The 12,836-nt window shown below is 53.9% G+C and carries 13 protein-coding genes and 1 pseudogene; 11 read left to right on the forward strand and 3 right to left on the reverse strand.

Features of this window, described 5'->3' with window-relative positions:
• The first annotated feature begins 29 nt into the window (after window positions 1-29).
• The 8 genes and pseudogenes from ACWKV9_RS24070 to ACWKV9_RS24105 all read left to right on the forward strand — a co-directional run bounded on the left by ACWKV9_RS24070 (window position 30) and on the right by ACWKV9_RS24105 (window position 6,436).
• Window positions 30-650, forward strand: coding sequence for a hypothetical protein (locus ACWKV9_RS24070; protein ID WP_483838610.1), 621 nt, complete (start codon window positions 30-32; stop codon window positions 648-650).
• A complete protein-coding gene (locus tag ACWKV9_RS24075) occupies window positions 647-1,423 on the forward strand; it encodes a hypothetical protein (RefSeq protein ID WP_483838611.1) in 777 nt (258 codons plus the stop codon). The genes ACWKV9_RS24070 and ACWKV9_RS24075 overlap by 4 nt, the downstream gene beginning before the upstream one ends.
• 254 nt (window positions 1,424-1,677) lie before the next feature.
• Window positions 1,678-2,583, forward strand: a complete 906-nt coding sequence (locus ACWKV9_RS24080) for a DUF6216 family protein (RefSeq protein WP_483838612.1) — start codon at window positions 1,678-1,680, stop codon at window positions 2,581-2,583.
• 482 nt (window positions 2,584-3,065) lie between these two features.
• Complete coding sequence (locus ACWKV9_RS24085) at window positions 3,066-3,992, forward strand: hypothetical protein (RefSeq protein ID WP_483838613.1); 927 nt, start codon at window positions 3,066-3,068, stop codon at window positions 3,990-3,992.
• 165 nt (window positions 3,993-4,157) lie between these two features.
• On the forward strand, window positions 4,158-4,370 hold the full coding sequence (locus ACWKV9_RS24090; RefSeq protein WP_483838701.1) for an AbrB/MazE/SpoVT family DNA-binding domain-containing protein: 213 nt from the start codon (window positions 4,158-4,160) through the stop codon (window positions 4,368-4,370).
• A gap of 58 nt (window positions 4,371-4,428) precedes the next feature.
• Window positions 4,429-5,223 (forward strand): annotated as a pseudogene (locus ACWKV9_RS24095) (NYN domain-containing protein).
• Window positions 5,224-5,705: 482 nt separating this feature from the next.
• On the forward strand, window positions 5,706-5,963 hold the full coding sequence (locus tag ACWKV9_RS24100; protein WP_483838614.1) for an HNH endonuclease: 258 nt from the start codon (window positions 5,706-5,708) through the stop codon (window positions 5,961-5,963).
• A 44-nt stretch (window positions 5,964-6,007) separates the two neighbouring features.
• Window positions 6,008-6,436, forward strand: coding sequence for a hypothetical protein (locus tag ACWKV9_RS24105; protein ID WP_483838615.1), 429 nt, complete (start codon window positions 6,008-6,010; stop codon window positions 6,434-6,436).
• A gap of 9 nt (window positions 6,437-6,445) precedes the next feature.
• Here ACWKV9_RS24105 and ACWKV9_RS24110 read toward each other — a convergent pair whose 3' ends face one another.
• Window positions 6,446-6,646, reverse strand: a complete 201-nt coding sequence (locus tag ACWKV9_RS24110; protein WP_483838616.1) for a hypothetical protein — start codon at window positions 6,644-6,646, stop codon at window positions 6,446-6,448.
• A gap of 73 nt (window positions 6,647-6,719) precedes the next feature.
• Here ACWKV9_RS24110 and ACWKV9_RS24115 point away from each other — a divergent pair, with 73 nt between their 5' ends.
• Window positions 6,720-7,127, forward strand: a complete 408-nt coding sequence (locus ACWKV9_RS24115) for a hypothetical protein (protein ID WP_483838617.1) — start codon at window positions 6,720-6,722, stop codon at window positions 7,125-7,127.
• Window positions 7,128-7,426: 299 nt separating this feature from the next.
• Here ACWKV9_RS24115 and ACWKV9_RS24120 read toward each other — a convergent pair whose 3' ends face one another.
• Both ACWKV9_RS24120 and ACWKV9_RS24125 read right to left on the reverse strand, forming a co-directional pair.
• Window positions 7,427-8,683 (reverse strand): hypothetical protein, encoded by a 1,257-nt coding sequence (locus tag ACWKV9_RS24120; RefSeq protein ID WP_483838618.1) that lies wholly within the window; start codon window positions 8,681-8,683, stop codon window positions 7,427-7,429.
• A 425-nt stretch (window positions 8,684-9,108) separates the two neighbouring features.
• On the reverse strand, window positions 9,109-9,495 hold the full coding sequence (locus ACWKV9_RS24125; RefSeq protein WP_483838619.1) for a GFA family protein: 387 nt from the start codon (window positions 9,493-9,495) through the stop codon (window positions 9,109-9,111).
• Window positions 9,496-9,702: 207 nt separating this feature from the next.
• Between ACWKV9_RS24125 and ACWKV9_RS24130 the strand changes: the two genes are divergently transcribed.
• Both ACWKV9_RS24130 and ACWKV9_RS24135 read left to right on the forward strand, forming a co-directional pair.
• Complete coding sequence (locus tag ACWKV9_RS24130; RefSeq protein WP_483838620.1) at window positions 9,703-11,307, forward strand: hypothetical protein; 1,605 nt, start codon at window positions 9,703-9,705, stop codon at window positions 11,305-11,307.
• The gene (locus ACWKV9_RS24135) at window positions 11,304-12,830 is read left to right on the forward strand and encodes a Dyp-type peroxidase (RefSeq protein WP_483838621.1); all 1,527 of its coding nucleotides are present in this window, start codon (window positions 11,304-11,306) and stop codon (window positions 12,828-12,830) included. Before ACWKV9_RS24130 ends, ACWKV9_RS24135 begins: the two co-directional genes overlap by 4 nt.
• Window positions 12,831-12,836: the final 6 nt, after the last annotated feature.

Raw genomic sequence — 12,836 nt, forward strand, 5'->3', positions numbered from 1 at the left:
TTCAAGCACTCCTATGAAAGGACTCACTTATGACCAGCCTCTTCGAAGGCCCTTTTTACGATCAGTTGTTAAACCAACATCCTCTGCGATCAGCCACATACTTCAAGCATGGCTCCTCCACGACGCTGTTCCGTGAAAATGACCGCCTCTACAGGCTCACGCGTCAAGGTTGCGGGCACAACTTCATCTCCCAGCAATCAGCTTTGGGCAACCCGCATGTGCCTCATGTAATCGAAGATTTTGGGGCTGTAGCGCCGTCGGATGAAGGTGAGGGGGAGCTTTACTGGTTGGCAGAGATCGAATGGCTGCAAGATCTAGATCCAGCACAACCGCTAACCCAATCGTTGAATGCCATCATTACTGACCTCACTGAAGACGAACCTCAGCTCTACGGTGGAGAACTTGAAGATTTCACCTCCCGCTGTTCTGATCTTGCAAAGACGAGAACCGATCTGCATGGGCTGCTCAGCACATTGATGGCTGCGGCAGCTTTTGCTATGGCGCATCAAGCGATGGCAGATATCAAGCTGGACAATATTATGCTTCGTGCCGCATCGAACGAATTAGTGGTCGCCGATCCAATCTGCGACCATTTTTTTGAGATAAGCGATGTCCAGCGCGCGCAAATGATGATGAGGACTTCAAGTTGAGCCTAGAAACCTTCGGCGAATTGATCGCCGCCGCAACCTATGACTTCTCCACGCTACCCGCTGAGCTGCTTCTGTCGTCTGAAGGTAATTTGCAGACCTTTTATGCGCCCTTTGACCATGTGAACACTGCGGCGAAAATAGCAATTTGTGGCATCACGCCAGGCCTTCAACAGGCTTCTCGTGCATTGGAAAAAGCCAGAGAGCTACTGCTCCAGGGCTCTTCGATTGCTGAAGCTAAGAGGGCCGCCAAAGAGACCGCCAGCTTCGCAGGCCCTATGCGATCTAACCTGATCAATATGCTCGATCACATAGGCGTACATATGTTTTTGGGTATCGACAGCAGCGCCCGCTTGTTTGATACCCATACACAACTGGTGCATTACACTTCTGCACTTCGATATCCCGTCTTTGTGGACGGCAAGAATTATAGTGGAAGCCCCCCGATGCTCAGCCGCGCGAGTTTGCGGCACCAGGTAGAAACCCATCTAGCCCAAGAAATTCAATCCTTGGGCCCACAGTGCCTAATTGTCCCTCTCGGCCCAAAAGTCACCGAAGTCTTTCAGCATCTGCAGGCCAAAGGCTTGGTGAAACCAGAACAATTGTTGGATGGATTGCCACATCCATCGGGTGCGAACGCGGAGCGGATCAGCTACTTTTTGGGAGGAAAGGCACGTGAGAATTTGTCGAGCAAAACCAATCCAGTGATGCTCGACGTCGCCAAACAGCGAATCCTTGCCAAGCTTGCCACCCTCAAGAAAGGTCTACAGAAATAAGGAGTATCCATGCACCTCAGTGCAGAGAATGCTGAATACGGACTGATGGAGCAGTGAGGGCTCCTCGAGCAGGACGGATGGCATAGACGCCATGCTAGCTGGACTTAAGAACTACTGCCCATTAGGGGCAGGCCTGTAATCGGCCAATAGCCACACTCCACAATCTTGAAGCGAGGTAGTCGACCGGCTAGATGCTGTGGAAGCAGTCAGGTCGCGGTAGGATGCCTAGCTTTGCCCTCAAGGAGCGAGCGACTTTGACTGAGCAAACATTTACGTCAGTAATGCATTTCCTTGACGTGCTTTACAAACTTTGGCCTATCGTCGCTGGGGTGGCGGTCGTAGGGATCGTCTGGTACAGAACACGATCACTGTTTTTCCTCTTCCACCAGATCCTGAAATGGCTCGGGCTTGAGGGTAAGTACACAAATGCAGAAGACCAAAAGGTCGCCGACGTATTCCTAGACCTCAACAAATTCAATCTGAAGACCGGCTTTCACCTTAAATCCGCGAAAGCTAAAACGGCTTTGCACGACTGGATGAGGGAGCACGATCTTGAGTTCGCCGACCTGAGGCGAGCTGGCTGGTTTTTCAAAGCCAACCAGCTCAAGTTCGATACCCCGAACATCTGGCAGGCCAGCATCGGCTTTATATTGATCGCCGCGCTGGGACTGGCTTTTCTCACCGGTGCCCAGTTCGTCGATGGAGGCGACTATGCATTGCTGAGAGTCAAGGCCACAAAGACCTGGTTCTGGATTGGCAACAACGAAGCCTACAGCCCTAGGTTCGATTTTCCAGACTGGATACGTGGCGAGCCATGGCGCCTGCAGCAAGGTGACTGCAGGTATGTGGAAGATTCGATTCCACTGCGTAACATCTGGGACAAGGATGTTATATGCCGACTTGTACTGGGACTGAACGATGGATTTATTTCCGAAGCGATAGCATCACAGGCGAAAGCAGCGTGGGTTTTGAGAGTATCCGGTGTTGGGTGTCTTATGCTCATGATATTCGTCGGTTTCTGGCTGGCGGGAGCGAAAGGATTACAAGCAGAGCTGGCGGCGAAGTCTTCCAGCACAGATTCAATCCCAGGCAACAAGGCTGCTTCAGACTCTGAGCCCCTCCAGATCAGCCAATCTCAGCCCGCAACGGAAACGGCGTGACGAGGTCTCAGCCAAGCCATTTTCTTGTGCCATCAGATCAACAGAGGAAACCCGCAGAATGCGATATGCAAATTCAGTGATGACCACTTACTACGATGGTTAAGACGGAGCCGAAGAGGAGCCTTGCGTGGTAGTTATTCGTGACAAGGAGATGGTGATCGAATACCAACGTAAAGGTGGACTCAATGTATCGCGGTGAGCTTGAGGGCGAGCGGTACCATCTTCATTACGTGTCTGAGATTGAGGGCTTCGCCGGAGAGGCCCATCTTAGTCAGCCAGAAGATAGTCTGCTGGATGGCAGCTGGAGCGATCTTTAGAACGGCTCAAGAGTTACAGGCACTTGGGACATCGAACTGAAGGAGTGAGCTCCTCACCATCCGGCACGCGTCAAACCTCATCTACGGGCACCGTCACACGCACGAGCTCCTACAGATCAGGTTCACTCTGGCCTCTTTCCCCTCACCTTCAGGACAAAAACCTGGATGGACAACCCATTACCAAAGATTCGTTTCATAAAACTCGGCGAAGCTGGCCGGTGGGAAGACTTCTGTATCCGAGAAGGATATCTGAGACTGGGCTATCACAGCCCTTTCCACCAAGCCTCGCTAAAAGGCGATTGGGATCAGGTCAAAGCTTTTTGGCTAAACGCTCGTAACAATGACAAAGGTGCCGCCACACGGGACGTCAACCAGATTCGGGACTTCTACGAGGCATCCGAAAACGACATTTGGATAACCTTCCACAAGAAGCGCATGTATTGGTGCCGGGCAGCTGGTGAGGTTGAAGAGCTACCTGAAGACGGCAGCCGGATTCGTCAGGTTATCGGTCAATGGGCGTGCACTGATGAAAGAGGAAGCCCCCTCAGCATTGAGAACCTGGACGGACGCGTAACGAAAGTCCAAGCGTTTCGAGGAACGATCTGCGCGGTATCGATGCAGGACTACTTACTTCGTAAACTTCGGGGTGAAGTGGCACCTGAGATTGCAGAGGTTGAACAGACGTTGACGGCATTGCGCATGCAGGTCTGCGGACTGATAGCAGGTTTATGGTGGAAAGATTTCGAACTGCTGACCGACCTGATCTTTTCCAAAGCTGGCTGGCAACGCTTCTCCGTTTTGGGCGCAACCGAAAAAGACATCGATATCGACGCATATGCGCCAACCACTCAGAGGCGGGCATTCATACAGATAAAGTCGCAGACCAACCGCCACGAGGCAGAGAAGTACATCGATACGTTTAGATCATACGATGATTTCGACGAAATGTTTTTTGTGTACCACACCTCCATCGAAGATCTCAGTGATTTAGCGTGCAAAGACAGCAACATTCATTTATGGGGGATACAGGACATTGCCGCACTCGTGATCAATAGCGGTCTCCTGAGCTGGTTGATCAACAAACGACGCTAGCCGTAGCGCAGGGATTGTCAGCCGGATAGCAAAAGCCCGTTGTTAATGGTTGAGCTAATCGCTGAGAGTCTCGGTTCCTAAGGCACCGAACGTCTGACCGGGTGAGCCATCAAGATTCTGCCCACTACCCAGCGACATGCGCCGGAGAATACATAGAGCCAACCGCTGAAAATCACCATTGAAGACTGGGACGGAGATGGCGCCATCCGCATTCCTGACGCTGCCCTTCAAGAGCTCGGGGTTAATGTCGGGGACTCGGTTTATTTGATCGAAGACTACGTTGGCAACAACAGTTGTTTGATCCCGTCGAAAGCGCCGAAGAGCCCTGACCGCATTGATGAGCTGACTGAAGCTTGGGACAAGCCATCACCCCGGTAGAAGCGCGGAATAATCCACCAATTACGGGTATGGTGGTGCTTTCACTCAAGGATGATCCATGGCTACGCACACCTCGTCCAATGCTCAGAAACACCTCGCAGTCCTTATCGACGCTGACAACGCGCCTGCGGCAATCGTCGAGGGCCTCTTCGAAGAAATCGCCAAGTACGGTGTAGCCAGCGTCAAACGTATCTATGGCGACTGGACTGGCCCGCAGCTGGGCGGGTGGAAAAAAGTCCTGCTCGACCACTCTATCCAACCGATCTAGCAGTTCGCCTACACCAAGGGGAAAAATGCCACCGACAGCTCGTTGATCATCGACGCGATGGACTTGCTGTACACCAGGCGTTTTGACGGGTTCTGTTTGGTTTCAAGCGACAGCGACTTCACAAGATTAGCGTCCCGCCTGCGCGAGGAAGGCCTGACTGTTTACGGCTTCGGCGAGGAGAAAACTCCACGACCCTTCGTGGCCGCCTGCGACAAGTTCGTCTATATCGAACTGCTACGTGACGATGCCGTGACGCCGGCGAACGAAGAGCCTGGATCGGACGCACCCACGAGTACGGACGCCGCTAAGCCTGCAGCCGCAGAAGCACCGAAAAAGCCGAAGGCGCCAGTGGGATTTATCGCGAAGATCTTGGACGACATCGCGGACGAAGATGGCTGGGCACATCTAGGCGCGCTGGGCACGAACATCACGAAGTTACGGCCTGAGTTTGACCCTCGCACGCACGGCTACAAGAAGCTGAGCGACCTGATTAAGGGTAATCCTCACGCTTTCGAACTCCAGGCACGAAGTGCCTCTGGTGGCAGTGCCGCCATGTATGCACGTCATAAGCAGCAGGGCAAATAGCAGCTGTCCAGGAAAAGGATTTCGTGATGAAAAACATATCCGCTACATCTGGCTGGTCTCATGAACTCAGGCCGTGCCTGCGGCCTCCGATCCCTGAAGTTTTCGCTGCCGCGAAGTACCTGGATGCTGCAGTATCTGCGCATATGATCGGCGACTCGGAGTTGGCTGAGCAACTTATACATGCAGCCGACATGGATGAGGTTCGAGCGTGGACTGAGTCGCTTTGGGGGAAGGCTAGCCCTTACGTCAAGCCTCGGACACTGCCCCACTCTCCTCCTGTATTGGACAAGAGTCAGCGTGCCTCGGAGCGAATGCCTGATCGCGCGGAACTGCTCGAGCTCCATCGGCGTGATGGATTCCACTGCAGATTTTGTGGCGTCCCCGTTATCCGAAAAGTAGTTCGTGTCTTCCTTGGGAAACTCTATCCGTCAGCACTACGGTGGGAGAGGACGAACCTGAGCCAACACGCGGCATTTCAGGCCATGTGGGCACAATATGACCACGTCGTGGCGCATGCTCGAGGCGGCGACAACAGCATCGAAAATACAGTCGTCACCTGTGCCCCGTGCAACTTCGCAAAGATGAATTACACGCTGGACGAACTCGGGCTTTCTGACCCTCGGACTCGCCATCCCCTCAAGAGTGACTGGGATGGCTTGGAGCGTGTGCTACAGAGCCCGGCCATTCGATTAGACCGAAGAGTAAAAGCTGCGGTTGAAACGGATCTGAAATTAACCTGATAACCAACGTTCATCGACTTAGCTCTACCCGCGCAAGGAATGCCATGTTCATCAAGTGCCCTAGTTGCTCCAAACCTAACGACCTCAAGCTGGAGGCGGCAGTCAATTGCGGCCATTGCAAAAAGTCCCTGAGCGGCCACACATATGGGCGCGTGAAAAAGTCGGTGGCTGCGGTGGTGATCGCGTTCAGCGCAGGCTCAGTGGTGACGAAGAAAGTAGGTGACCACTACCAGGCCCAGCGATATTCGATTCAGAGCGAATACGCCCTCGTCGATATTTGCCTGAACGGATCACAGCAGGTACTTGGCCGATATCAGTATCAGGGAAAGAAAGAGGATTGCATCTGCGCGCTAAGCGAGGTTCAGAAGAAATTCGGGGTGAAGGATTTCAACGAGCACACGTCACAGTACCTGGCCGCTTTTGATACCGCAGCCAGGAGCTGCAAGGCTAGTCGGACATCGCTAGCCTACTGACAGAGGCTATTAACGTTTCGGTACTGGTGGGTTGTTGCCTCGGCCACCACCAGACGGTTTGCTGTCTTGCTTGCTCGGCCAGTTTGGCTGGGTAGTGTTCGCCGCAGACTCTGCCCTGGCGGCGAACGAGCCTTTAGGGATTTGGCCACCGTGCTGCTTGGCAGTGGCGGAGGCAATACGCGAAGCGTCGGTTTTAGTCATCTTAGACATCGCTCTATCCTTACATTAAGTGATTAAGTCCCCGCTGGGACAACGCGGAAATTAGCGAAGCGAGTGGAGACAAATGGGGACAGAAACACAGAGGCTGCAAGACGAGATCAAAAGGCTGATCAAACAATTAGGTTGGTCGCAAAAGCGCTTCGCTCGAGAGCTTCAGGCAATGGACGATGATGATGCTGACAGGTGGACAGCTGGCGAAGAGGAAACCAGTCGCTATGAAGAGCGTGTGAAAAAACAGCTGACAAGGCAGACAGTGGCACCCGAGCTTTTGCGCAGGTACCTACAGCAGCTTCAGTCACACGAAGCCTTCGCAAACCTCGATGTGATCGTCCCTTACTTCGAAGCCGATACCAGCCTTCCTCAAGAGCTATTGGAAGGAATGAGGAAAATCTCGGCGATGCTTGATGATCAAGACCCAGAAACATCTGTGGTGCATGGGCCTAGCAAGGCAAGCGGTTCGAGACCAAGTTAGCAATGAGGCCTGAGGCAGGCGCTACTCTTGACCGCGTAGCCGTCTGCAACTCTGCTTAGCTAGGCTTGGAGATAATATTGCGAGGGCCGTTCTTCATGATCAGTTGGAACACACGTCAACCAAGCGACTCTCTCGGTCTTGAGGCCACCCGGCATGCCAAGCTGGATTCGACCACGACGTCCAAACGTATCGCACTGCTGGAGTTGCTACAGCAACATCTGACGACCACCTTCCAACCGCACCGGTACGTCCAAAGTCTGGCGCTAAGGCCTTGAGGATATCTACTAATTGCGGCGGGCTCACCCCGATGAGCCATAGCGGGCTTGCGCTTTGGTAATGCCGACTTCGACCATGTACTCGGCGTATTCATCCAGCGATCGCTGTTTCACCTCGTGATTGAGGAAGTCGACCAGAAAAAAAACCGGAAGCAGCAGGTGAGGCTCCGGCACGTTCGATGCCAAAGTCATGCTTTGAGCAGCGCCGTACAGCTTCGCCACCAAGATGATCGCTGCTCGCCCCCCGGGCTGGCTGACTTTGCTGAGAAAGAACACGTGATGATTGTCGGGGGCGGCGTTGAGTATGGCCGTTATCGCCGCGTCTTCGACGATGTGGCTACCCAAGCGGGGAGCCCCTGTCAGTATGCTGGTCTTGACCTGTTGGAAGGCGGGATCGGTCACATAATCTCGACCTAGATAATAGGCCAGCAGGTTGATGCCAATTTTTGCAATCAACCGCTCGACCGCGCCGATGGTCACTGTCATCCCCACTGAAACGATGGGCCCTTCGATGTCCTTGGTCACCTGGACATCGAATGAAATCTGCTCGACGGCGCAAGCGAAAAAATTGAGAGCGTCCTCGATGTTTGTATTCGATGTTTTGAGAACAATACCCCCATTCATGTTCTTGAAGATGGTGGCGTATGGATCCACATCTCCTGTGCGAGTGTCATCATAACGCTCTAGCCAAAGGCCTACTGGGGGGGGGCTGAACTGAAAGCTCGATGCATCCGACTGAGTGAAAGTTTTTCCCGAACGATGCATGGTGATGGCTTCAAACCTCAGCTCATGCTCTGGGCCCCGCTTCCGAATGCAGATCACGTGCGTATGCTGGAACAGAGTCAACAGAGAGGCGACGAAACTGCGCAGCTCATCCACGCTTGCAGCGGCGGACTCAAACTCTTTCTCGCCGATCATCTTTAGCTGTGGCAGGACAATCGGCTTGTGATGCTGCCCGAAGTCAATTTCGTCCGGGTATCCCGATGCATTGGCCATCTGTTTGTGCTTGGCTTGGATGGCTGGTGCCGTGGTGTGCTTACCTCGTTTACGGCCATGCGGCTGCATGAAGGCGCGACCAATTGCAATCGGTGAGCTCCGCAACACCTCTCGCTCCAAACTGCCAAAGACGTCCGTATTGCAATGCCGGCAAACCATATCGACCAACAAGAAGCGATCATCATCCGCCCCAAGGCCTGCGCTGATGACATGTTCGTCAGAGAAGAGGCCAGGCTGATCACAGTAGATGCACAACGGGTTAGAGGCTATCGACAGACTGGTCAAAAGGACTGATTCCTGCAATGCGGCAAATGGGAGAGGCGCTCTAGAAATAGCTCGGCCAATCTAATCACTTTTTGCATCTAGCCGGCAGAAACCATGTCTGATGGTTTTCTACCTCATCATACAACTGATGCCGATAATGGTGGTGCTTGGCACAAGGAGGCTCAATACCAGTATCACGTCAGCCGCGCTCTCTATTTAAAAAGTTGTGGAGTGCGACCCAAGGATACACTTCAACGTGCCCTGATGCGGTACATCCATCCGCATGTTTGAATGCACTGTCCGCGCTTGTTACTGGTTGTCTCGCATTAAAGGTCGTACATGCGTAAGTGTCCAGCCAACACGCATTCCGAACTCGCACATTCGACCAGTGGCACCCACATAGGCACCTAACGGGCGATATGGCCGGGCAACGTTTCTGTTATCGATCAGGCTGCCATTGAGTGTCTGGGAAGATCTTCCCCATCCAGCCACGTTACATCCTGCTTCGTCCAGATGTGATAATTGGGCCTAGAGTTGGGCTCATCGTCCAATGTCGCTACTCGCACGATCAGTGCAGCTGATCCGTGACGCTCAGCTGCAAGGTGAGATCCACAGTGAGAGCGGAAGTGTCGGAGTTTCCCTGGAGATGAATCGAAAGCTTTCAATGCGTCCAAGCCTTGAGTCCATTTGAAATGCTCTCTAAGCACCCCTGCTGTGGTGACATAAGCAGCGGAATGGGTTTTCCGGCAGGTACTACAATGGCAATGGCTAATTGGCATATCAATGCTGGCGATCTCATAACCTACAGCCCCACAAGCGCAGCTTCCTTTCATTTCATTCTCCGGTTTCGACACAGTGCGAAGATTATGGTCGCCATCGTAAAACGATTGTTCGAAAAACCGTTGAGAGGCTAAGTACGACTCAAATGCTGATCAGGCAAATTCCTGCCCATATCCTATAGTTCCTCTGGTCTCGTCCGTTCGATTGGCTGCCCTTGGCCAAGACGAAGTGTGCGGAGCGAACAACAGGAGGTTCATGGAATGAAACTGCTTCGAACGCCCGCAGATATTGGTGCTACGGATTTTTCTCAAGCACAGAACAACAGCTTAGAGCAGCTCGCCAATGGCTGGAGCACGGCCCGCGATGGGAATCTCAATGGCTATACAAATTCACAAGGCGAACGTGTTTTGGGAGCTTGTGAAATCAGTCCCAACTATTTCGACCCGCGCAAAGTTAAGGCTGACGCTTCGGCACCTATACCGTGGAATGGCTTTCCGCGTGCACTCGATCGCTGGCACAAGGTGTTGAGCAATCCTACGCCCGATAAGCAAGCGGAGGCTGAGGCGACTGCTGACGTAGTCATCGAGAATTTCTTCTGGTGGGAGAACGGCAAGGACGGAAAGCCAGCGCCGCGAACCGTCAATGCACACCTCGCCCATCTCCTGGATCCGACGCGAAAGCGTCTCGCGCGCCGAGCGAGGCTCGGTTCGGGATCGGGTACGGAAGTGCCGATCTGCTATCGCCAACAGGACGAATATGTCGAGTGGCATGCCGACAGAGACGATACGGGTAAATTAATCCGCCTCTCATTTACTGCTGAGCCACCCGAGTATTGGACGTACATTGCCGAGAAAGAGCCTGAACTCGTGCTAAAACGTTACCAAGAGCTGGTTGGGCCCCAGGTAGAACGAGATGACTTGTTTTTCCCTGAACCGTTGATGGTCTACGGGGAAGACAAAAAGGGCGTCGGCTCGTGGCTTCAACTCTACAAGAAAGGCCGCTACAACGGCTTTAACAAGTGGAACTCGACCGATGGGGTAGTTCACCTCACCCACTGGGCGAATACGCTCGGCGCCGAGATCAATCTGGCCGCAGTTGCGTCACGGGTGTGTCAGGCCGATATAGACGGGCCAGATCCCGCCTATGACGATGATCCCGCGCTGACTAGAATCGCCTGCGCCGGCTATGGCGCAATCAATAGAAGCAGCGACCCGAGCATAGGCGAGCAGGTCGGTATCCAAATTTCCGCAGGCAATCGAGTATCACTCACGGATCCGATCGGGCTTTACATAGGGCGGGTCGATCTTTCGACACTTGAACGCGAAACATCCGTTGGGAGAGTAAGTGTTGCGGAAAAAGAGGTGTTGACTCTTACCCGTGGCACCAACCAAGCGAACCAACCGCGCAAGCTCCATATAAAGCTCGAAGCCCCCGTCGGGGCCAACTGGGCCCTGGGCGACTGCTTCCTCGATAATCGTCCACTTAAGCGTGGCGGGCAGGTAGCACGTAAAATCACCATGGTGCTCTATGCCGATGTGAAGAACGGCGGCGCGGATCAGACTGTCACTGGCTGCCGCGAAGGCCTTATCTGTCGCAATCCGGATAGTCCGGGTTTCTTTGGCACGTTCGCGGGTGGTGATGGACGCGGTTGCTCCGATCTCACCAAAGATGATTGGTCGGACGAGATTCCGAATGTCGGGACTTCGATATTCTTGAAAGCGAAGCTCACGACCTTTGGTGTCAAGGTGGACAAGCTCAATGGCATTCTCGAGGAACTGCTTCCTGCTCAGACGGAAACCGCCCCTGTCGGAGATGATCTTCTGATCGCGCCGGATATTCCTTCGAATCGGGCCAAGATGCCATGAGTGTCGAGGAGCCGCTTCTTGAAGTCGACGACATTCAGGGCCATCTTCTGACAGGGTTCGGACGGGCATACGAAATGCTTCTCGGCATTCGTTTCAAACCCGAAGACGTGGTGAATGCGAAAGCTGCACTAAGGATAGTAGCCGCCGATGTAACGCCAGGAAGAGCATCTGCTGCTGATAAAGCGCGTCGTCGCACGGTTGCGCTTGCTGGCGGCGTGCCGACGGCTGAAGCTCAGCTCAGCGTCGCGATGGCCTTCTCCAAGGCAGGCATTGCCAAGCTGGGAGAGGATCCGGCGAGGATAGTTGACCCAATCTTCCAAATGGGGGCCGCGCGGAGTGCCGCCGCAATCGGTGATGAAATTGATGCTAATGGAATGCCCGCAAGGTGGCAGTTTGGTAGTACGCCTGAAACTGAACCCGATGTTCTCCTGATCATTGCATCAGCAGACCAAGCGGAAGTGATTTCCACCACCGGCCATTACGTGGCGATGCTTGGAGAGAGTTGCACGATCGTGCTGCGAGAATGTGGACGCAGAATCGAACGCGATGCAGAGCACTTCGGTTTTGTCGACGGTATTTCCCAGCCGGGTATTCGTGGTCGCGTGGATCCCGACACCTATCTAACGCCGCGTGCCTACCCCGCCAGCCATCCACAGGCGCGTATGTGGGCGCGGCCAGGGCAATTGTTGACTTGGCCCGGTCAGTTCATATTCGGTTATCCGGGGCTCGATCCGGACGCGCAGCAACAGCCCGGTGCCATTGTGGGTGAATGTGAGTCGCTGCTCATGAATGGATCGTTGCTAGTGATTCGGCGCTTGAGCCAAGACGTGGGATTGTTCTGGCGTGCGATGGCGAACCTCGCCAATCAGCTGACCGCAAGCACCGGAACGGAGTGGACAAGTGAGCGGGCTGCGTCGCGCTGTGTAGGTCGATGGCGTGACGGCACACCTGTCTCCCTTTCGCCAGACAAGGAGGTTGATGAGATATCAGGAAAATTCTACAGGTTGAATGGATTCAGGTTCTTGACTCCAATTGCGGCAGTCACGCTGAACGACAAAAACGGAGATTATGAATTTCCGGGAGCTGGCGCGGATCCGACAGGGAAAAGTTGCCCGTTTTTTGGACACATCCGCAAGGTCAATCCGCGCGACCAGAGCCATGACTTCGGCGGCGTCGGAAGCACGCTCCGCAGCCAAATGCTGCGGCGGGGCATTCCATTCGGGCCGGATTGGCACGGTGTAGAAGACGGTGCCGATCGCGGGTTAATGTTCATGAGTTACCAGACATCTATTCAGCATGGATTCTTTCGGCTTATGAACGAGTGGGTAGGCGATCCGACGCGGCCTATTGCCGGAGGAATCGATCCGATCATCGGTCGCGCACCACCGGGTGGTCGGCAACTGCAGATGACAGTGGACGGCAAGCAAATTTCGGTGACTCTAGCAGGCGACTTTGTGCTCGCGACCGGTGCGGGGTATTTCTTTACACCCGGCATTCGTTGCATAAATAGATTACTCACTTGATGCCGA

Source organism: Pseudomonas corni, assembly GCF_057128765.1.

What these genes read in the sequence shown, in the direction of transcription:
- ACWKV9_RS24070 (WP_483838610.1), top strand. Translation starts at nt 30, where the DNA reads ATGACCAGCCTCTTCGAAGGCCCTTTTTACGATCAGTTGTTAAACCAA.
- ACWKV9_RS24085 (WP_483838613.1), top strand. Translation starts at nt 3,066, where the DNA reads ATGGACAACCCATTACCAAAGATTCGTTTCATAAAACTCGGCGAAGCT.
- ACWKV9_RS24100 (WP_483838614.1), top strand. Translation starts at nt 5,706, where the DNA reads ATGTGGGCACAATATGACCACGTCGTGGCGCATGCTCGAGGCGGCGAC.
- ACWKV9_RS24105 (WP_483838615.1), top strand. Translation starts at nt 6,008, where the DNA reads ATGTTCATCAAGTGCCCTAGTTGCTCCAAACCTAACGACCTCAAGCTG.
- ACWKV9_RS24110 (WP_483838616.1), bottom strand. Translation starts at nt 6,646, where the DNA reads ATGTCTAAGATGACTAAAACCGACGCTTCGCGTATTGCCTCCGCCACT.
- ACWKV9_RS24115 (WP_483838617.1), top strand. Translation starts at nt 6,720, where the DNA reads ATGGGGACAGAAACACAGAGGCTGCAAGACGAGATCAAAAGGCTGATC.
- ACWKV9_RS24125 (WP_483838619.1), bottom strand. Translation starts at nt 9,495, where the DNA reads ATGAAAGGAAGCTGCGCTTGTGGGGCTGTAGGTTATGAGATCGCCAGC.
- ACWKV9_RS24130 (WP_483838620.1), top strand. Translation starts at nt 9,703, where the DNA reads ATGAAACTGCTTCGAACGCCCGCAGATATTGGTGCTACGGATTTTTCT.
- ACWKV9_RS24135 (WP_483838621.1), top strand. Translation starts at nt 11,304, where the DNA reads ATGAGTGTCGAGGAGCCGCTTCTTGAAGTCGACGACATTCAGGGCCAT.